This is a genomic window from Sphingomonas sp. ID1715, assembly GCF_013044515.1.
GTDB lineage: Bacteria > Pseudomonadota > Alphaproteobacteria > Sphingomonadales > Sphingomonadaceae > Sphingomonas_B.
The window spans coordinates 16,251-34,506 of the sequence record NZ_JABEPR010000013.1; the positions used below are offsets into that span (position 1 = coordinate 16,251).

The 18,256-nt window shown below is 65.3% G+C and carries 24 protein-coding genes and 1 rRNA gene; 18 read left to right on the forward strand and 7 right to left on the reverse strand.

The features are described from left to right. Window positions 1-57 precede the first annotated feature (57 nt). Window positions 58-639 carry a TIGR00730 family Rossman fold protein gene (locus HJG53_RS17310; RefSeq protein ID WP_171132561.1) on the forward strand — a complete coding sequence of 194 codons (582 nt, stop codon included), beginning with the start codon at window positions 58-60 and terminating at the stop codon, window positions 637-639. Continuing rightward, the gene (locus tag HJG53_RS17315) at window positions 629-1,534 is read left to right on the forward strand and encodes a phytoene/squalene synthase family protein (RefSeq protein WP_171132563.1); all 906 of its coding nucleotides are present in this window, start codon (window positions 629-631) and stop codon (window positions 1,532-1,534) included. Before HJG53_RS17310 ends, HJG53_RS17315 begins: the two co-directional genes overlap by 11 nt. On the opposite strand, the gene HJG53_RS17320 is transcribed toward HJG53_RS17315, so the two are convergent. Then, the gene (locus HJG53_RS17320; protein ID WP_171132565.1) at window positions 1,509-2,003 is read right to left on the reverse strand and encodes a sterol desaturase family protein; all 495 of its coding nucleotides are present in this window, start codon (window positions 2,001-2,003) and stop codon (window positions 1,509-1,511) included. The two genes, HJG53_RS17315 and HJG53_RS17320, sit on opposite strands and share 26 nt — an antisense overlap. 44 nt (window positions 2,004-2,047) lie before the next feature. On the opposite strand from HJG53_RS17320, the gene HJG53_RS17325 reads away from it, so the two are divergent. The 4 genes from HJG53_RS17325 (at window position 2,048) to HJG53_RS17340 (ending at window position 5,463) form a co-directional block, all read left to right on the forward strand. Further along, window positions 2,048-2,419, forward strand: a complete 372-nt coding sequence (locus tag HJG53_RS17325; RefSeq protein ID WP_368039606.1) for a hypothetical protein — start codon at window positions 2,048-2,050, stop codon at window positions 2,417-2,419. Window positions 2,420-2,480: 61 nt separating this feature from the next. After that, the gene (gene sucC / locus HJG53_RS17330) at window positions 2,481-3,680 is read left to right on the forward strand and encodes an ADP-forming succinate--CoA ligase subunit beta (protein WP_171132567.1); all 1,200 of its coding nucleotides are present in this window, start codon (window positions 2,481-2,483) and stop codon (window positions 3,678-3,680) included. A 101-nt stretch (window positions 3,681-3,781) separates the two neighbouring features. Further along, a complete protein-coding gene (locus HJG53_RS17335; protein WP_171132569.1) occupies window positions 3,782-4,531 on the forward strand; it encodes an electron transfer flavoprotein subunit beta/FixA family protein in 750 nt (249 codons plus the stop codon). Then, window positions 4,528-5,463: an electron transfer flavoprotein subunit alpha/FixB family protein gene (locus tag HJG53_RS17340; RefSeq protein ID WP_171132571.1), complete on the forward strand. Its 936-nt coding sequence runs from the start codon at window positions 4,528-4,530 to the stop codon at window positions 5,461-5,463. The genes HJG53_RS17335 and HJG53_RS17340 overlap by 4 nt, the downstream gene beginning before the upstream one ends. Window positions 5,464-5,634: 171 nt before the next feature. Here the strand turns inward: HJG53_RS17340 and HJG53_RS17345 are convergent, their stop codons facing one another. Further along, window positions 5,635-6,492 carry an SDR family oxidoreductase gene (locus HJG53_RS17345; protein WP_171132573.1) on the reverse strand — a complete coding sequence of 286 codons (858 nt, stop codon included), beginning with the start codon at window positions 6,490-6,492 and terminating at the stop codon, window positions 5,635-5,637. A 63-nt stretch (window positions 6,493-6,555) separates the two neighbouring features. Between HJG53_RS17345 and HJG53_RS17350 the strand changes: the two genes are divergently transcribed. Continuing rightward, window positions 6,556-7,167, forward strand: a complete 612-nt coding sequence (locus tag HJG53_RS17350) for a GNAT family N-acetyltransferase (protein WP_171132574.1) — start codon at window positions 6,556-6,558, stop codon at window positions 7,165-7,167. 54 nt (window positions 7,168-7,221) lie between these two features. On the opposite strand, the gene cobT is transcribed toward HJG53_RS17350, so the two are convergent. The 3 genes from cobT to HJG53_RS17365 form a co-directional block, all read right to left on the reverse strand. Next, window positions 7,222-9,048 (reverse strand): cobaltochelatase subunit CobT, encoded by a 1,827-nt coding sequence (cobT, locus tag HJG53_RS17355; protein ID WP_171132576.1) that lies wholly within the window; start codon window positions 9,046-9,048, stop codon window positions 7,222-7,224. A 314-nt stretch (window positions 9,049-9,362) separates the two neighbouring features. Then, complete coding sequence (gene cobS / locus HJG53_RS17360) at window positions 9,363-10,367, reverse strand: cobaltochelatase subunit CobS (protein WP_171132578.1); 1,005 nt, start codon at window positions 10,365-10,367, stop codon at window positions 9,363-9,365. A 41-nt stretch (window positions 10,368-10,408) separates the two neighbouring features. Further along, window positions 10,409-11,083, reverse strand: a complete 675-nt coding sequence (locus HJG53_RS17365; RefSeq protein WP_368039607.1) for a winged helix-turn-helix transcriptional regulator — start codon at window positions 11,081-11,083, stop codon at window positions 10,409-10,411. Between the two features lie 70 nt (window positions 11,084-11,153). On the opposite strand from HJG53_RS17365, the gene HJG53_RS17370 reads away from it, so the two are divergent. The 9 genes from HJG53_RS17370 to HJG53_RS17410 are packed head-to-tail and all read left to right on the forward strand — an operon-like array spanning window position 11,154 to window position 16,165. After that, entirely contained in the window at window positions 11,154-11,570 is a 417-nt protein-coding gene (locus tag HJG53_RS17370; RefSeq protein ID WP_171132579.1) for a VOC family protein, read from the forward strand. A 29-nt stretch (window positions 11,571-11,599) separates the two neighbouring features. Continuing rightward, complete coding sequence (locus HJG53_RS17375; RefSeq protein WP_171132581.1) at window positions 11,600-12,022, forward strand: VOC family protein; 423 nt, start codon at window positions 11,600-11,602, stop codon at window positions 12,020-12,022. After that, complete coding sequence (locus tag HJG53_RS17380) at window positions 12,022-12,501, forward strand: VOC family protein (protein ID WP_171132583.1); 480 nt, start codon at window positions 12,022-12,024, stop codon at window positions 12,499-12,501. The genes HJG53_RS17375 and HJG53_RS17380 overlap by 1 nt, the downstream gene beginning before the upstream one ends. After that, window positions 12,494-13,216, forward strand: a complete 723-nt coding sequence (locus HJG53_RS17385; protein ID WP_171132585.1) for a dihydrofolate reductase family protein — start codon at window positions 12,494-12,496, stop codon at window positions 13,214-13,216. The genes HJG53_RS17380 and HJG53_RS17385 overlap by 8 nt, the downstream gene beginning before the upstream one ends. 26 nt (window positions 13,217-13,242) lie before the next feature. Continuing rightward, window positions 13,243-14,025, forward strand: coding sequence for a VOC family protein (locus HJG53_RS17390; RefSeq protein ID WP_171132587.1), 783 nt, complete (start codon window positions 13,243-13,245; stop codon window positions 14,023-14,025). Next, window positions 14,022-14,681: a glutathione S-transferase family protein gene (locus tag HJG53_RS17395; protein WP_171132613.1), complete on the forward strand. Its 660-nt coding sequence runs from the start codon at window positions 14,022-14,024 to the stop codon at window positions 14,679-14,681. The genes HJG53_RS17390 and HJG53_RS17395 overlap by 4 nt, the downstream gene beginning before the upstream one ends. A 12-nt stretch (window positions 14,682-14,693) precedes the next feature. Then, on the forward strand, window positions 14,694-15,146 hold the full coding sequence (locus HJG53_RS17400; RefSeq protein ID WP_171132589.1) for an SRPBCC family protein: 453 nt from the start codon (window positions 14,694-14,696) through the stop codon (window positions 15,144-15,146). Continuing rightward, a complete protein-coding gene (locus HJG53_RS17405; protein WP_171132591.1) occupies window positions 15,136-15,798 on the forward strand; it encodes a glutathione S-transferase family protein in 663 nt (220 codons plus the stop codon). The genes HJG53_RS17400 and HJG53_RS17405 overlap by 11 nt, the downstream gene beginning before the upstream one ends. A gap of 1 nt (window position 15,799) precedes the next feature. Further along, entirely contained in the window at window positions 15,800-16,165 is a 366-nt protein-coding gene (locus HJG53_RS17410; RefSeq protein ID WP_171132593.1) for a DUF1428 domain-containing protein, read from the forward strand. Here the strand turns inward: HJG53_RS17410 and HJG53_RS17415 are convergent. Both HJG53_RS17415 and HJG53_RS17420 read right to left on the reverse strand, forming a co-directional pair. Continuing rightward, window positions 16,162-16,542: an acyl-CoA thioesterase gene (locus tag HJG53_RS17415; protein ID WP_171132595.1), complete on the reverse strand. Its 381-nt coding sequence runs from the start codon at window positions 16,540-16,542 to the stop codon at window positions 16,162-16,164. The two genes, HJG53_RS17410 and HJG53_RS17415, sit on opposite strands and share 4 nt — an antisense overlap. Next, window positions 16,523-16,816 carry a hypothetical protein gene (locus HJG53_RS17420; protein ID WP_171132598.1) on the reverse strand — a complete coding sequence of 98 codons (294 nt, stop codon included), beginning with the start codon at window positions 16,814-16,816 and terminating at the stop codon, window positions 16,523-16,525. Before HJG53_RS17420 ends, HJG53_RS17415 begins: the two co-directional genes overlap by 20 nt. 70 nt (window positions 16,817-16,886) lie before the next feature. On the opposite strand from HJG53_RS17420, the gene HJG53_RS17425 reads away from it, so the two are divergent. After that, window positions 16,887-17,315, forward strand: coding sequence for a CBS domain-containing protein (locus HJG53_RS17425; protein WP_171132600.1), 429 nt, complete (start codon window positions 16,887-16,889; stop codon window positions 17,313-17,315). A 472-nt stretch (window positions 17,316-17,787) separates the two neighbouring features. Continuing rightward, window positions 17,788-18,256 (forward strand): 16S ribosomal RNA (locus HJG53_RS17430); the annotation flags it as partial.

Below are 18,256 nucleotides of genomic sequence, written 5' to 3' on the forward strand. Positions count from 1 at the left end.
TGTCGAGCGAAGTCGAGACACGTTTCTCGACTTCGCTCGAAACGAACGGAAGACCTGGTGCAAAGACTCGCAGTCTATTGCGGTTCGGCGACCCCCGCCGACCCATTCTACATGGAACTCGCCCGCACCGTCGGCCGCACGCTCGCCGAGCACGGCATCGGCGTCGTCTATGGTGGCGGCAAGCTCGGGCTGATGGGGGCGATCGCCGATTCCGCGCTGGCGGCCGGCGGCGAAGTGATCGGCGTGATCCCGGAAGCTTTGGTCAATGCCGAGGTCGCCCATCGTGGCCTGACCGAGCTGCACACCGTGCAGACCATGCACCAGCGCAAGGCGCTGTTCACCGACCTGTCCGACGGCTTCCTGACCCTGCCGGGCGGCGTCGGGACGATGGACGAGCTGTGGGAAGCGATCAGCTGGGCGCAGCTCGGCTATCATGAAAAGCCGGTCGGGCTGCTCAATGCCGGCGGCTTCTACGATCATCTGATCGCCTTCAACCGGCACATGGCGGAGGTCGGCTTCGTCCGCCCGCAGCATCGCGGCATCATGATCGTCGGAGACGAACTGGGCGCGCTGCTCGACAGGATGGCGGCCTATGAGCCACACCAGACCATCTTCCGCATGACGCAGGATGAGCTCTAGCAGCCCGAGTCGAGAGGCAATCGTCGCCACCGCTCGCGAGACGACCGCGCGCGGCTCGAAGAGCTTCAGCCTGGCTAGCAGGTTGTTCGACCGGCGCACGCGGGAGCGGGCCTGGCTGCTCTATGCCTGGTGCCGCGCGTGCGACGATTTGGCGGATGGCCAGCATATGGGCGGCACGCTCGGCGAAGGCGGTGAGATCGATCGGATCCGCGACCTGACCGACCGTGCGCTTGGCGGGGAGTGGGTGGGTGAAGCGTCGTTCGACGGGCTGCGGCTGCTGTGCGAAGAAGTGCCGATCCCGCGCGCGCTGATCGACGATCACATCGCCGGTTTCGCGCTCGATGCTGAAGGCTGGCGGCCGCGGACGGAAGCCGACCTGATCCGCTATTGCCACCATGTCGCGGGTGCGGTCGGCGAGATGATGGCGCTCGTGATGGGCGTCCCGCCCGAAGACGCCGATACCATGAAGAGCGCCGACGATCTCGGCATCGCCTTTCAGCTCGCCAACATCGCCCGGGACGTGACGGAGGACGCGCAAGGGGGCAGGTGCTACCTCCCGGAAGAGTGGCTCCGCGAACTCAACCTCCGTTCGTTTCGAGCGCAGTCGAGAAACGGCTTCTCGACTGCGCTCGAAGCAAACGGTGAAATGGACGCCGTCGTGACTCTCACCCGCCGCCTGGCCGACCTGTCAGCGCAGTATGAAGCGAGCGCCCAGGTCGGCGCGCGGCGCCTGCCCTTCCGTTCGCGCTGGGCGGTGCTCGCCGCCGCCGGCATCTATGGCGACATCGCGCGGGAAGTCGCCCGACAGGGAGTGGCTGCGCTCGACCGGCGCGTGGTCACCTCGCGTCGGGCGAAGCTCGGGTGGGTGTTCAGGGCGTTGAAGCAGGCGCTCTGACGCCCTTGCGCTCGCGGCGGGCGAGTTCCGCCTTCAGTGCCTCTGGCTTCGGCGCAACCAGAAAGCCGAAGCTGACAGTGCCCTCTTTCGTCTCCACCGCATGGTGCAGCCGGTGCGCCTGGACGATGCGCTTCATGTAAGGCGTCCGCGGCACGTAGCGATGGTTCAGGCGCCGGTGCACGATGACGTCATGGAAGCCGAAATAGATGGCGCCATAAGCGGCGATGCCAGCGCCGACCCACACGGCATTGCTGCCCCATCCCCAATGCAGGCCGCCGAAGATCAGGGCGATCGAAGGACCGGCGAAGATCACGCCATAGAGGTCGTTCAGCTCGAACCAGCCGGTGCGCGGACGGTGATGGCTCTCGTGCAGGAACCAGCCGGGCCCATGCATCAGCCACCGGTGCGCGGCGTAGGCAAAACCTTCCATGCCGATGACAGTGAGGAGGAAGAGCAGGGGGCCGGGCATGTCCGGCGATATAGTGCAGCACCCATCCACTCGTCATCCTGAACTTGTTTCGGGACAAGCTTGTCAGGGCTGAAGAGGCGGATAGCTTGCCCCGAAACAAGTTCGGGATGACGGGTATGAAGCAAACTTCACTGGTCGTGTTGCTCGCCCTCGCCTCCTGCGCCGGCCCCGAATCGCAACTCGCGACCGGGCTGCAGCGCGCGGGATTGAGCAAGGCGACGGCTGCGTGCATGGCGGACCGCATGGTTGACCGGCTCTCGCTCGGTCAGCTTCTCAAGCTACGTTCGCTCGGCAGTCTCGGCGAGGATCGTCCGGGTTCCGCAACGGAATTCATGCGCAAGGTCCGGGCCTTGCGCGATCCGGAAATCCTCAGCGTCACCACATCGTCGCTGGCGGTCTGCGGCTTGGGTCTCTGATGCCTTGGCAATCGCGGCGGGCCATGCTTTAGGCCCGTTCCGCAACTGCGAAGGCGAGTCCATGAACATTCACGAATATCAGGCCAAGGAATTGCTCGCGAAATTCGGCGTCCCCGTGCCAGCCGGCCATGCCGCGATGAGCGTCGAGGAAGCAGTCGATGCCGCCAAGCAGCTGCCTGGACCGCTTTACGTCGTGAAGGCGCAGATTCATGCCGGCGGCCGCGGCAAGGGCAAGTTCAAGGAGCTCGGGCCCGACGCCAAGGGTGGCGTGCGGCTGGCGAAGACGCTCGACGAGGTTCGGGCGCACGCCGCGGAGATGCTCGGCAACACGCTCGTCACGATCCAGACCGGCGAGGCCGGCAAGCAGGTGCAACGCCTCTACGTCACCGACGGCGTCGACATCGCCAAGGAATTCTACCTGGCCCTGCTCGTCGACCGGGCGTCCGGCCGGATCGCGATGGTTGCGTCCACCGAGGGCGGCATGGACATCGAGACCGTCGCGCACGACACGCCGGAGAAGATTCACACGCTCGATATCGATCCCGCGACCGGCTTCATGCCCCACCACGGTCGCGCCGTGGCGGCGGCGCTCGGCCTGACCGGCGACCTCGCCAAGCAGGCGGCGAATGTCGCAGCCAAGCTCTACGACGCCTTTCTCGGTACCGATGCGTCGCAGATCGAGATCAATCCGCTCGCGGTCACCGATGACGGCAAGCTGATGGTGTTGGATGCCAAGGTCGGCTTCGATTCGAACGCGATGTTCCGCCACAAGGACCTGGCCGAGCTGCGCGACCTGACCGAAGAGGATGAGATGGAGGTCGAGGCGTCGAAATACGACCTCGCCTATATCAAGCTCGACGGCGACATCGGCTGCATGGTCAACGGCGCGGGCCTCGCCATGGCGACGATGGACATCATCAAGCTGAACGGCGCCTTCCCGGCCAACTTCCTCGATGTCGGGGGCGGCGCGTCCAAGGAGAAGGTGACCGCCGCGTTCAAGATCATCCTCGCGGACCCGGCGGTGAAGGGCATTCTCGTCAACATCTTCGGCGGCATCATGAAATGCGACATCATCGCCGACGGCATCGTCGCCGCGGCGAAGGAAGTGGACTTGAAGGTGCCCCTGGTCGTCCGGCTCGAGGGCACCAATGTCGAGCAGGGCAAGAAGATCCTGGCTGAAAGCGGTCTCGCCATCGTTCCCGCCAATGACCTTGGCGACGCGGCCCGCAAGATCGTGGCCGAGGTGCAAAAGGCGGCTTAGGTTTTTCACCGTCACCCCGGACTTGATCCGGGGTCCACCTGCCTTTTGAAAGAATGGTGGATGCCGGATCAGGTCCGGCATGACGAAGAGGAGAGAAGCAGATGAAAATACTCGTGCCCGTGAAGCGGGTCATCGATTACAATGTGAAGCCGCGGGTGAAGGCGGACGGCACGGGTGTGGACCTGGCCAACGTCAAGATGTCGATGAACCCGTTCGACGAGATCGCGGTCGAGGAAGCCATTCGCCTGAAAGAAAAGGGCGCAGCGACCGAGATCGTCGCGGTGTCGGTCGGGCCGGCCAAGGCGCAGGAGACGCTGCGCACGGCGCTCGCCATGGGCGCCGACCGAGCGATCCTGATCCAGACCGACGACGAGGTCGAGCCGCTGGCCGTCGCCAAGCTGCTGGCGAAGGTCGCGGAAGAGGAGCAGCCGGGGCTCGTCATCCTCGGTAAGCAGGCGATCGACGACGATTCGAACCAGACCGGCCAGATGCTGGCGGCGCTAATGAACCGACCGCAGGGCACGTTCGCGTCGAAGGTCGAGGTGTCGGGCGACACCGTCAACGTGACGCGCGAAGTCGATGGCGGGCTTGAGACGATCACGCTCAAGACGCCGGCGATCATCACCACCGACTTGCGCCTGAACGAACCGCGCTACGCGTCGCTGCCGAACATCATGAAGGCCAAATCCAAGCCGCTCGCGACCAAGGCTCCCGCCGATTACGGCGTCGACACCGCGGCGCGGCTGAAGACGCTGAAGGTCGTCGAGCCGGCCAAGCGCTCGGCCGGCGTCAAGGTTGCCGATGTCGATGAACTGATCACCAAGCTTACCAGCCTCGGAGTTGTCGCATGAAGACGCTCGTTCTCGCCGATCACGACAACCAGACTCTGAAGGACGCGACGCTGGCGGTGGTGACCGCCGCGGCCAAGCTCGGCGACGTGCATGTGCTGGTCGCCGGCAGCAATTGCGAAGCCGTCGCCAACCAGGCGGCGCAGGTCGCCGGCGTCAGCCTCGTGCTGCTCGCCGAAGACGCGGCTTACGAGCATGAGCTGGCCGAGAATGTCGCGCCGCTGATCGTCAACCTGATGGGCGACCGCGACGCCTTCCTCGCGCCGTCGACCTCGACCGGCAAGAATGTCGCGCCGCGCGTCGCCGCGCTGCTCGACGTCATGCAGATCTCCGACATTCTCTCGGTCGAAAGCGACGACACCTTCACCCGGCCCATCTATGCGGGCAATGCGATCGCGACCGTGCAGTCGTCGGACGCCAAGAAGGTGATCACCGTGCGCGGCACGGCCTTCGCCAAGGCGGAGAAGACCGGCGGTTCGGCGCAGGTCGAAAAGATCGGCACGACCGGCGATGCGGGCCTGTCGAGCTTCGTCGGCGCCGAACTCTCCAAGTCGGAGCGGCCGGAGCTGACCAGCGCCAAGATCATCGTCTCGGGCGGCCGCGCGCTGCAGAATGGCGAGAATTTCCACGCGCTGATCGAACCGCTGGCTGACAAGCTGAAGGCCGCCGTCGGCGCCAGCCGTGCCGCCGTGGACGCCGGCTATGTGCCGAACGACTATCAGGTCGGCCAGACCGGCAAGATCGTCGCTCCCGAAGTCTATATTGCGGTCGGCATCTCCGGCGCGATCCAGCACCTCGCCGGCATGAAGGACTCCAAGACCATCATCGCCATCAACAAGGACGAGGACGCCCCGATCTTCCAGGTCGCCGACATCGGCCTGGTCGGCGACCTGTTCAAGCTGGTCCCGGAACTGACCGAAAAGCTGCCGGGGTAATGAGGATCCTCCCCTCGCCCTGCGAGGGGAGGGGGACCATGCGAAGCATGGTGGAGGGGCTGAGCGCGTAGCGCGAAGGCTGACCCTCCGCTTCGCTTCGGCCCCTCCACCGCCTTCGGCGGTCCCCCTCCCCTGCAAGTGCAGGGGAGGATCTATGACCCATCCACGCAACTAACCATTCACGATCGTCCCGCCATTCGGGTGCAGCACCTGCCCCGACATGTAGCTGGAATCCTCGCACGCCAGGAACAGGAAGCTCGGCGCGACTTCGTTCGGCTGGCCCGGGCGACCGATCGGGGTCGACTTGCCGAAATCCTTCAGTTTCTCGGGGGTCGCGCCGCCCATCGGGTTGAGCGGCGTCCAGATCGGGCCCGGCGCAACCGCATTTACGCGAATGCCATGTTCGATCAGGTTCTCGGACAATGACCGGGTAAAGGCGGTAATCGCGCCCTTGGTCGCCGAATAGTCGAGCAGCTCTGACGAGCCCTGGTACATGGTGACGCTGGTGCAGTTCACGATCGCCGAGCCCTCGGACAGGTGCTTCCTTGCCGCCTGCACCATGTAGAACATGCCGAAGATGTTGGTCTGAAAGGTGCGCTTCAGCTGCTCTTCGGTGATATCCTCGATATTCTTGTCGGGATGCTGCTCGCCGGCATTGTTGACCAGAACGTCGAGACCGCCCAGTTCCGCCACGGTGCGCTCTACCGCTTGAGTGCAGAAATCCTTCTCCCCGACATCGCCCGCGATGCGGATCGCGCGGCGACCCTCGGCCTCGACGATCTCGCAGGTCTTCTGCGCATCGTCATGCTCGCACAGATAGCAGACCGCGATGTCGGCGCCTTCGCGCGCGAACAGCGCGGCGACCGCCCGGCCAATGCCCGAGTCCGCACCGGTGATCAGCGCGACCTTGCCCGCGAGCCTGCCGGAGCCCGGATAGCGCGGTTCCCAGTCCGGCTTCGGCTCAAGCTGCGATTCATGGCCGGGCAGCCCGTCTTCATGGATCATGCCGATGGTTTCGGTCTCTGACATTGCCTCACTCCTGCTGGATTTCAGGCCCAAACGCGCGAGCGGCAACGGTGTTCAGGGGGCGGCATGGAACTCAGGGCAGAACGGCTGAGCCGAGGCGAGGTGACGCTCGAACCGATGGACGAGCGTCACCGGGATGGATTGCGGGCGGCGGCCAATGCCGATCCGGACATCTGGACGATCTATCCTTACTCGATGGCGGACGAGCATTTCGACGGCTTCTGGGCCAGGCTGATGGACCAGCGTGCGGCCGGCGACCGCATGCCCTTCGCAGTATGCGTGAACGGCGAATGCGTCGGCATCAGCTGCTATTTGAACATCGGGCGGGAGGCCGCAGGCGTCGAGATCGGCGGCACCTATTACCGCCCGGATGTGCGCGGCGGCATCGTCAACCCGACCGCCAAGTTGCTGCTGATCGGCCACGCCTTTGCGTGCGGCGCCCGCCGCGTCGCCTTCCGCGTCGACGCGATCAACGCGCGATCACGCGCGGCCGTGCTGAAGCTGGGCGCGGTGGAGGAAGGCATATTGCGCCAGAACAGCGTCACCTGGACCGGACGGGTGCGCGACACGGTCGTCTTCTCGATCCTGCGTGACGAGTGGCCGGCGGTGGAGAAGCGATTGCTGGAGCGGTCGTCTCCGCACGAGCGCCCCTCGACTTCGCTCGGGACGAGCGTTTGAGGTGCGCGCGGAAATCTCCTTCGCTCGTCCCGAGCGAAGTCGAGGGGCGCCTTCTCACACCTGGTCGAACAACCCCGCAAGCTGCTCCACCATCGTCCCGCCGAGCTGTTCCGCATCCATGATCGTCACCGCCCGCGCATAATAGCGGGTGACGTCATGGCCGATGCCGATCGCGACCAGCTCGACCGGCGAGCGATTCTCGATCCAGGCGATGACCTGGCGCAGATGCTTTTCGAGATAGGAGCCGCTGTTCACCGACAGCGTCGAATCGTCGACCGGCGCGCCGTCCGAGATCACCATCAGGATCTTGCGCTCCTCGGCGCGGCCGATCAGCCGGTTGTGCGCCCAGAGCAGCGCCTCGCCGTCGATATTCTCCTTGAGCAGCCCTTCGCGCATCATCAGGCCGAGATTTTTGCGCGCCCGCCGCCACGGCTCGTCCGCGCGCTTGTAGACGATGTGGCGGAGGTCGTTGAGCCGGCCCGGCGCCCGCGGGCGCCCCTGCGCCAGCCAGTCCTCGCGCGCCTGTCCGCCCTTCCAGGCGCGGGTGGTGAAGCCGAGAATCTCGGTCTTCACGCCGACCCGCTCCAGCGTGCGCGCCATGATGTCGGCGGAGATCGCCGCAATGGAGATCGGCCGCCCGCGCATCGAACCCGAATTGTCGAGCAGCAGGGTGACCACCGTGTCCTTGAACTCGGTATCCTTCTCGATCTTGTAGCTGAGCGAGTGCGCCGGGTTGGCGACCACCCGCGCCAGCCGGGCGGCGTCGAGCAGCCCTTCCTCCTGGTCGAAATCCCAGCTGCGCGACTGCTGCGCCATCAGCCGCCGCTGCAGCCGGTTGGCGAGCTTTGTCACCGCGCCCTGCAGATGCGTCAGCTGCTGGTCCAGATAGGCGCGCAGCCGGCCAAGCTCATCCTCGTCGCACAGCTCGCTTGCCTCGATCACTTCGTCGAAGCGCGTCGTCCACACCTTATAGTCGAACTGCGGCGACAGGTCGGATAGCGGCCGGTTCGGGCGCACGGGCAGCATGCCCTCATCCCCGTCTTCGCCCGCCTGCGAGTCGCCATCGGCCTCATAATCCTCGTCCGACTCGCCGCTCTCATTCTCGCTGTCGTCGCCGTCCTGCTGTTCGGCGCGCGCCTGTATCTCGCCATCTGCGCCGGACGAGCCCTGATCCTCGTCGTCGCCATCTTCCCCCTCGTCCGGCTCCTCGCCGTCGCCCTCTTCTCCGGCGTCCGGGTCTTCGGTCGGCTCGGCTTCGGCATCGACCAGTTCGAGGTCTTCGAGCAGCCGCGTCGCGAGCTTGGCGAAGCTATTCTGGTCGTCGAGCGCCAGCGGCAGCGCGTCGAGATCGCTGCCCGCTTTGCTCTCGATCCACTCGCGGACCAGTGCCAGTCCGGCGGCGGCGGCCTCGGGCGGCGCCTGGCCGGTCAGCCGCTCGCGGACGATCAGCTGCAGCGCGGTCGACAGCGGCACTTCGTCGGCCGAGCGCGCGCGCGTGATCGGGTCGGATCGCATGCGCAGGTCGAGCGCGCGGCCGAGATTGGCCTCGACGCCCGCCATGCCCTTTGAGCCGAGCGCTTCCACCCGCGCCGTCTCGACCGCGTCGAACACCGCGCGCGCCACCGCCTCATACGGCGATCCCTTGGCGTGCAGCGCCGCGTCATGGTGGCGCAGGCGCAGCGCGAAACTGTCGGCAAAGCCGCGCGCTTCGGCAACCTGCTCGGGCGGCAGCGAGCGCGCGGGCATCGGCACCCGCATATTCTTGCCGGACTGGGTCGGCGCGTCGGCGGTGAAGGCGAGCTCCACTTCCTGCTCGTGCGAGATCGCGCGGGCGGCGCCGGACAGGACGGAGCGGAAGCGATCGAGCGGAGAATCGGCCATGCTGTCCCTCCAATTGGCCGTGGCGGCCCGGCTTGCAAGCGGGCAGCGCGCTCCGGTTAACCCTCAATCAACCTTCCAGAATCGGGCGACCTCGCCGAAAGTCTTCGTACTCGAGCTTCGGCGCGGCCGGCGCAGTGTAGCGCAGCGCCCGCCGCGTGAAGGGGGTGCGCCTCGCCTGACGAAGATAAGGCCGGGCGCAGGGAAGGGGCGGCGAGGCGACTCGCCGCCCCTTTTCTCGTTTGTTCTCCTGCGAAAGCAGGAGTCCATGGGCACTAAGCCGGGGCTCCTGCTTGCTCAGCAGAGCTAAGGACGGATCAAGCCTTCCCCACCACGCTTTCGGGCAGGTCCTTGCCGAACACGCGCTGATAATATTCGGCGACCAGCGCCCGCTCCGCCTCGTCGCATTTGTTGAGGAAGGAGAGGCGGAAGGCGAAGCCGACATCGCCGAAGATCAGCGTGTTCTGCGCCCAGGTGATCACGGTACGCGGGCTCATCACGGTCGAAATATCGCCGGCGATGAAGCCCTGGCGGGTCAGCTCCGCCACCTTGACCATATTTTCGACCTGCTTCTTGCCTTCCGGCTGATCATATTCGCCGGACTTGGCGAGCACGATCTGCGCTTCGACCTGCGCCGGCAGATAATTGAGCGTGACCACGATGTTCCAGCGGTCCATCTGGCCCTGATTGATCTGCTGGGTGCCGTGATACAGCCCCGTGGTGTCGCCCAGACCGACCGTGTTCGCCGTGGCGAACAGGCGGAAATAATGGTTCGGCCGGATCACGCGATTCTGGTCGAGCAGCGTCAGCTTGCCTTCGGTCTCGAGCACGCGCTGGATCACGAACATCACGTCCGGGCGGCCGGCGTCATATTCGTCGAACACCAGGGCGACCGGATGCTGCAGCGCCCAGGGCAGCAGGCCCTCGCGGAACTCCGTTACCTGCTGGCCGTCGCGCAGCACGATCGCGTCGCGGCCAACGAGGTCGATGCGGCTGATATGGGCATCGAGGTTGATGCGGATGCACGGCCAGTTCAGCCGCGCCGCCACCTGCTCGATATGGGTCGACTTGCCGGTGCCGTGATAGCCTTGGACCATCACGCGCCGATTATGGGCAAAGCCCGCCAGGATCGCGAGCGTGGTGTCCGGATCGAACACATAGGCCGGGTCCAGGTCGGGAACCCGCTCATCCGGCTCGCTGAAGGCCGGGCACATCATGTTGGTGTCGATGCCGAACAGTTCGCGGACGCTCACCTGTTTGTCGGGGGCAGCGAGGAGCGTGCGGTCGCGGCTGTCGGGCTGGGTGTTGGCAATGTCGGTCATGACGGCCCTGCGTTAGGGATGGAGCGCTGCCCCCGCAAGCGTCAGGCGAGTTTGTCGGGCAGCGGAAACAGGGTGACGAAACGCGCGGCGAGCGCACCGTCTCCTTCGACGCCGATCGTATCGAGCGGAGCGCCGCCATAGACCACCGCCGCCAGTTCGACCGGCGTGCCGCTGAACACCAGCGCGGCATCGTCGGGCTCACCGCGCGCGATGCGGATCTCGCCGCCGCTCAGCTGCGCGCGGAAAGCCTCTTCGCCGAAGCGGAAGCCGATCACGGCGTCGATGCCGCGCGCACGCTCCGCGTCCAGCATGGTCCGGAACGACAGCATGATGGAGGCCGCGGACAGCGGCAGCGTCGGATCGTGGAGCGGCGACTGAGCGGCCCAGCGGCCGAGTTCCTTGATCACCGTCTCCGCCGCGTAACCAAGTCGCGTCAGTTCATAGACCTGGACTGAAGCCGGAGGCGGGAGCTTGCGCCGCATCAGGATGCCCGAACTCTCCAGCCCTTCCAGGCGCTGGGTCAGCACATTGGCGCTGATGCCGGGCAGGCCCGTCTTCAGCTCGCCGAATCGCCGCGGCCCGAACATCAGCTCGCGCACGATCAGCAGCGACCAGCGCTCGCCGACCAGCTCCAGCGCCATCGCCGTGCCGCAGGCGTCGTCATACCAGCGCGCGCGGGCCAGCTTGGGTTGCTCAGTTGCATTTTCTAACTTCACAGTTGCTTTTAATAACCAAAGTGCGCACAAGGATCAACAGGTGATTCGCAAGGCGCCGATGGAGGGACAGATGCCGAGGATGATTTTCGTGAACCTGCCGGTCACGGACCTGGATCGATCGATCCGCTTTTACGAAGCGATCGGGTGCGAAAGGAATCCGCAATTCTCGAACGAGGCGGCGGCGATGCTGACCTGGTCGGACACGATCAGCTTCATGCTGCTGACGCATGATTTCTACCGCACCTTCACGACCAAGCAGATCGCCGACGCGCACGCGACCAGCGCAGTGCTGCTCTGCCTCTCCCGCGACAGCCGTGCCGAGGTCGATTCGATCACCGAAGCAGCGCTTGCCGCCGGCGGCCGCGAGCCGCGCCCGGTGCAGGATATGGGCTTCATGTACGGCCGCGCCTTCGAGGATCCGGACGGCCATGTTTTCGAGCCGATGTGGATGGACATGGCCGCAATGGAGCAGGCTCAGGCCGCCTGACCCGGCCGACACCTTCGAGGAGAGGCGCAATGCCCAAAACGATCTTCATCAACTTGCCGGTGTCCGATCTGCGGCGCTCGATCGCCTTTTATGAAGCGATCGGCTGCACCAGGAACGACGCCTTTTCGAACGACCGCGCGGCCATGCTCAGCTGGTCCGATTCGATCGGCTTCATGCTGATGACGCACGATATGCTGCGCACCTTCACGACCAAGTCGATCGCCGATCCGTCGACGGCGACGCTCGGGCACTACGCCCTTGCGCTGGACAGCCGGGAGGATGTGGACCGGATCGCGGCGGCCGCTCTCGCCGCGGGAGGTCGCGAACTGCATGGTGCGGAAGACGAAGGCTTCATGTACAGCCGTGCCTTCGAGGATCCGGACGGCCACGCCTTCGGCCCCTTCTGGATGGATGCGGCCGCCGCGACCGCGCCCCAGGCGGAGGCGGCGTGATGCAGAAGCTGATCACGACCCTCTGGTCAAACCACACCGCCGAGGAACAGGCGGAGTTCTACGCGAAGCTGCTGCCCGACAGCCGCATCGAGCAGGTCAATCGCTCGCCGGTCGACACACCTTCCGGTCCGGCCGGGCAGGTGCTGACCGTCATCATGACGATCCTGGGCCAGCGCTTCTGCCTGCTGAATGGCGGGCCGATGTTCCCGCAGACCGAAGCCGTGTCGTTCATGATCCTGACCGACGATCAGGCCGAAACGGACCGGCTTTGGGATGCAATCACCGGCAATGGCGGGCAGGAAAGCGCCTGCGGCTGGTGCAAGGACAAATGGGGCGTATCGTGGCAGGTGACGCCGCGCCGCCTGCTCGAGCTCACCACCGATGCGGACGCCGGGAAGGCCAGGCGCGCCATGGAAGCGATGATGACGATGCGAAAGATCGACATCGCGGCAATCGAGAAGGCGGCGGCCGGTGCGTAGGATCGTCGGCGGCGTCTTCCAGTCGCTGGACGGCGTGATCCAGGCGCCAGGCGGACCGACCGAGGACCCGACCGGCGGCTTCGCGCATGGCGGCTGGCTGCCGCAATTCTTCGACGAGGAGGTCGGCCGCGCGATCGATCGGCTGTTCAATCGCCCCTACGCGCTGCTGCTCGGCCGGCGCACGTACGAAATCTTCGCCGCCTATTGGCCCTATGTGGGCCGTGAGACCACCGACATGGGCGACACGTTCGAGCGGGTCGGCAGCGACGATGGCGAGGCGGATGCGATCGCCATGGGCGAGGCCTTCACCCGCGCGGACAAGTTCGTGCTGACCCGCGGCGCGCCCGATCTCGGCTGGGCGAACAGCCACCGGCTCGACAGCATCGACGCGTTGCAGGCGGTGAAACAGGGCGACGGCCCCGACCTGCTGATCCAGGGCAGCAGCACGCTCTATCCGCAACTGCTCGCGCACGGATTGCTGGACGAGTTGACGGCGATGACCTTCCCGGTCGTGCTGGGCCAAGGCAAGCGGCTGTTCGGCGACGGCACGCCGGCGCGTACTTTGCGCATGGCCGACAGCAAGGCGACGCCCGCCGGTGCGATCATTGCCACCTATGTGCCTCAGGGCGAGCCCGATCACGGCTGGGCCGGTCCGCAAACGAGCAGCGCACGCGAACTCGAGCGTCAGCGCCGCATGGCCGATGGCAGCTGGTGACATCAATCAAAGGGAGGACCTGCACGATGACCAACCCGCCCGGCAGCTTCATCTGGTATGAGCTGATGACCCCCGACAACGGCGCCTCGGCCGACTTCTATGCCGGCCTGCTCGGCTGGCAGATGGGCGGCGACCCCCATTATCGCGAGATCACGGCCAGCGAAGGCATGGTCGGCGGCATGCTCCAGTTGACGCCGGAGATGAGCTCCGGTGGCGCGCGCCCGGCCTGGGTCGCCTATCTGAGCGTCGAGGATGTCGACCGCACCGTGGCGCAGGTCGAAGCACAGGGCGGGCGCGTGCTGATGCCGGCGCGCGACATGGAGGATGTCGGCCGCTTTGCGATGATCGCCGATCCGCAGGGTGTGCCCTCCTATGTCATGCGACCGATCCCGCCCGCCGATCGCCCCGACGCGAGCAGCAACGCTTTTGCCGCGGAGCGGCCGATGCTCGGCCATTGCGCCTGGAACGAGTTGTCGACCACCGATCCGGCGGGTGCCTGGCGCTTCTATGGCGACCTCTTTGGCTGGACCAAGGACGGAGCCATGCCGATGGGCGAGATGGGCGATTATGAGTTCATCCGCCATGGCGACCACATGCTCGGCGCGATCATGCCGAAGATGCCGCAGGCGCCGGCGCCCGCCTGGACCTATTATTTCCGCGTCGCCGACATCGACGTCGCGGCCCGCTACATCAAGGATCGGGGCGCGACCCTGTTCCTGGAGCCGATGGAAATACCCGGCGGCGACTATTCGCTCCACGCGGCCGATCCCCAAGGCGCCGCCTTCGGGCTGGTCGGACCGAGGCGCTGAGCGTGGACCTCTTTGCTCACCCCTTCTCGTCCTATTGCTGGAAGGTGCTGATCCCGCTTTACGAGAACGGCATCCAATTCACCTATCGCAACGTCGACCCTGCTTACCCGGACAATGGTGCCGAACTTGCCCGGCTGTGGCCGCTCGGCAAATTTCCGCTGCTGGTGGATCAGGGGCGGCCGATCGCTGAATCCTCGATCATCATCGAACATCTGCAGCTGCATCATCCGGGCGCGGTGCAGCTGATCCCCGACGACCCCGAGTCGGCGCTGGAGGTGCGCTTCATGGACCGGATGTTCGACAATCATGTGATGGCGAACATGCAGCGGGTGGTGAACGACGCCCTGCGCCCGCCCGAACGCCGCGATGCGGTCGAGGTCGAGCAGGCCAGGGCGGCATTGGAGACGGCCTATCGCTGGCTCGACGCCTGGATGAACGGCCGCGAATGGGCGGCTGCCGACCGGTTCAGCCTCGCCGATTGCGCCGCCGCGCCCGCGCTCTTCTACGCCGACTGGGTGCACCCGATCGACGAAGCCCTGCCGGCTCTAAAGGCATATCGCGCGCGGCTGCTCGCCCGACCGAGCGTCGCCCGCACCGTTGATGAAGCGCGCCCCTATCGCGCCTATTTCCCGCTCGGCGCCCCCGACCGGGACTGAGGGAGACACTCGATGCACGAGCTCAGCATCACCCGCCTGATCGACGCGCCGCCGGAGACGGTCTGGCGCGTCTGGACCGAGCGGACCGAGGAATGGTTCTGCCCCAAGCCGTGGCGGGTCGAGATCCAGGAACAGGATCTGCGACCCGGCGGCCGCTCGGCGATGGTCATGCACGGACCCGCGGGCGAGGAGATGCCGATGGAAGGCGTCTTCCTGGAAGTGGTGCCGGGGCGGCGCATCGTTTCCACCGACGCGTTCAAGGCCGGATGGCAGCCGCAAGGCCCGTTCATGGTCGCCATTACTGAGTTCGAACCGGAAGGCGACAAGACGCGCTATCGCGCCACTGCCCGGCACTGGACCGAAGAGGCCAGGCAGCAGCACGAGGCGATGGGCTTCCAGGGCGGCTGGGGCAAGGTCGCGGAACAGCTTGCCCAACTGGCGGAGACCGAAGCGCATGCCGGTTGATCCGAACGCCGCGGTGACGGTCAGCGCCTATGACTGGGTGCCGGACTTCGCCAAGGGTCATGTCCGCGACCTGCGCGTTCGCTGGGCGCTGGAGGAAGTGGGCGTGCCCTATGCCACGCGCCTCCTCGACGTGCAGGCCGAGCGTCCCGCCGACTATATGGCCGTGCAGCCATTCGGGCAGGTTCCCAGCTATCGCGACGGACATGCCGAGCTGTTCGAATCGGGCGCGATCGTGCTCCACATCGCGGATCGCTGGCCCGGCCTATTGCCGCAGGAGGCGAGTCGCCGCGCGCGGGCGAAAAGCTGGGTCGTAGCCGCGCTCAACAGCATTGAGCCGATCACGCAACAGCTCGCAGAGATGGACTTTTTCCATGCCGGCGAAGCCTGGACCAAGGAGCGTCGTCCTCAGGTCGCCGAGCAGGCGAACAAAAGGCTGCAGCAGCTGAGCGACTATCTCGGCGGCAGGGATTGGCTGGAAAGCGAGTTCACGGCCGGCGACCTGATGATGATCGCCGTGCTGCGCATCTTCGACGGCCAGCCGACACTTGATCCCTACCCCAACCTGTCCGCTTATGTGGGGCGCGGCCAGAGCCGTCCTGCCTTTGCGCGCGCGCTTGCCGCACAGTTGGCCGATTTCAGGAAGGAGAGCTGACATGTCCTATATCGACGGCTTCGTTATCCCGGTGGCCGATGGCGACCGCCAGAAGTTCATCGATCACGCGCGCATGACGGACACGATGTTCAAGGAAATGGGCGCGCTCCGCATCGTCGAATGCTGGCAGGACGATGTGCCCGACGGCAAGGTCACCGATTTCCGCCGCTCGGTTCAGGCCCAGCAGGGCGAAAGCGTGGTCTTTTCCTGGATCGAATGGCCGGACAAGGCGACCCGCGACGCTGCCTTCGCCAAGATGATGGACCCGAACAATCCCGATCCGCGCATGGATCAGACCAAAAACCCGGTGCCCTTCGACGGCAAAAGGATGATCTTCGGCGGCTTCACGCCGATCGTCGAGATCTAGTCCTCCCAGGCGATCGGCCGCGGCCGCTGCTGGTCGTCCAAAGCGACGAAGGTGAACAGGCCTTCGGTCACCTTGACCTGTGCGGCGCCGCGGCCGCGATCGGCGATCACCTCGATGCGAATGCCCATCGAGGTGCGGCCGCGCCGCTCGACATGGGCATAGACCGAGATGATGTCCTGCAGCAGCACGGGCGCAATGAACTTCATCGCCTCGATGGCGATGGTCGCGGTCGGTCCCTTGGCGGTGCGCCCGGCGACGATGCCGCCGGCAATGTCCATCTGGCTCAGCACCCAGCCGCCGAAGATATGACCGTTGGAGTTGATGTCGCCCGGGCGAGGCGCCACCCGCAGGATCGGTTCAGAGATCGTTGTCGTCATGCTGCGAGAAATCCTGAATGTGTTCGTCATGGCCGGTGCCCGAGCTCAGGAACACCAGCCCCATCAGCGCGGCGGCGAGCAGCACCGAAAAGAAGATGCCCCCCGCGGTGAAGACCAGGAACAGGATCGGCAGCGGCCCGCGGGTCTGCCACAGGATGCCGAGCGCGGTTGCCGTGGCTGCCAGCGACACCAGCGCCATCCACCACATCAGCCTTTTGTAGCGTGCCCAGGCGAAGCGGGCATAGTCCGGGTCGGAAAGGTCGGGGCGGGCCATGCTTTCCCCCTTGCGGCGGGCGCGCCGGAACATCAATGGTGGCGGGACCAGCTTTCAAGGAGTCCCGGCCATGACGATCGCGGCGGTTCTGAAGGGGCGGGAGGGGCAAGTCATCCAGGTTGCCGGCGACGCCCGGGTGGCCGAAGCGATTGCGCTGCTCTCCGAAAGGCGGATCGGCGCCTTGCCGGTGCTGGATGGCGACCGGGTCATTGGCATCTTCTCCGAGCGCGACGTGATCTATTGCATGGCGAAGGAAGGCGCGGCGGCGCTGTCGAAGCGTGTCTCGGAGGTCATGACCGCGCCGGCGCAGACCGTCGAGCCGGGGCAGAGCGTGCTCGGCGCCTTGTCGCTGATGACCGAGCGACGTTTCCGTCACCTGCCGGTCGTGGACGGCGGGCGCCTGGTCGGCTTCGTGTCGATCGGCGACCTGGTCAAATACCGGATCGACAAGATCGAGGCGGAAGCGGCGATGATGCGGGACTATATCCAGACCGCCTGAAGCCTCCCTTGTAGGACCACGTCCCGCCCCCATATGGCGGTCCTCGCAGCGCCTGAGCGACCCTGTCGGCAAGCGCTTCGAAAAATCGCAAAAAGGCTGTTGACGGGCCGCAAAGCCCCTCATATATGGCCTTTCACCGCAGCGACGCGGGCTTCTGGCCCCCACTGATGCGGTCGCAAGAAAGCTAGGGCGCCCGGCAACCTCGGTAAAAGGAGGAAGCCTCAAGGCGTCCCTGTTTTCGGCTCTTTGACATTGTTGATGAATGATGAAGGGACATGTGGGCGGCGGCTCCGGTCTGGCACGGCTTCTGGGCGTGTTTGGATCGGTCAAAGCTTAAGTCTGTCTGTATGTCCTTCACGTATCCATACGTAAGGAGGGTGCCGTTTCTGACGGTGCCTTCAAGTGCAGGCAGGCTCCTAGAAATGAGCGGTTTGTGGTTGGGACTATTCCTCCTGACTGCAGATCGGACATCAAACTTGAGAGTTTGATCCTGGCTCAGAACGAACGCTGGCGGCATGCCTAACACATGCAAGTCGAACGAGACCTTCGGGTCTAGTGGCGCACGGGTGCGTAACGCGTGGGAATCTGCCCTTGGGTTCGGAATAACTTCGGGAAACTGAAGCTAATACCGGATGATGTCGCAAGACCAAAGATTTATCGCCTGAGGATGAGCCCGCGTGAGATTAGGTAGTTGGTGGGGTAAAGGCCTACCAAGCCGACGATCTCTAGCTGGTCTGAGAGGATGATCAGCCACACTGGGACTGAGACACGGCCCAGACTCCTACGGGAGGCAGCAGTGGGGAATATTGGACAATGGGCGAAAGCCTGATCCAGCAATGCCGCGTGAGTGATGAAGGCCTTAGGGTTGTAAAGCTCTTTTACCCGGGATGATAATGACAGTACCGGGAGAATAAGCCCCGGCTAACTCCGTGCCAGCAGCC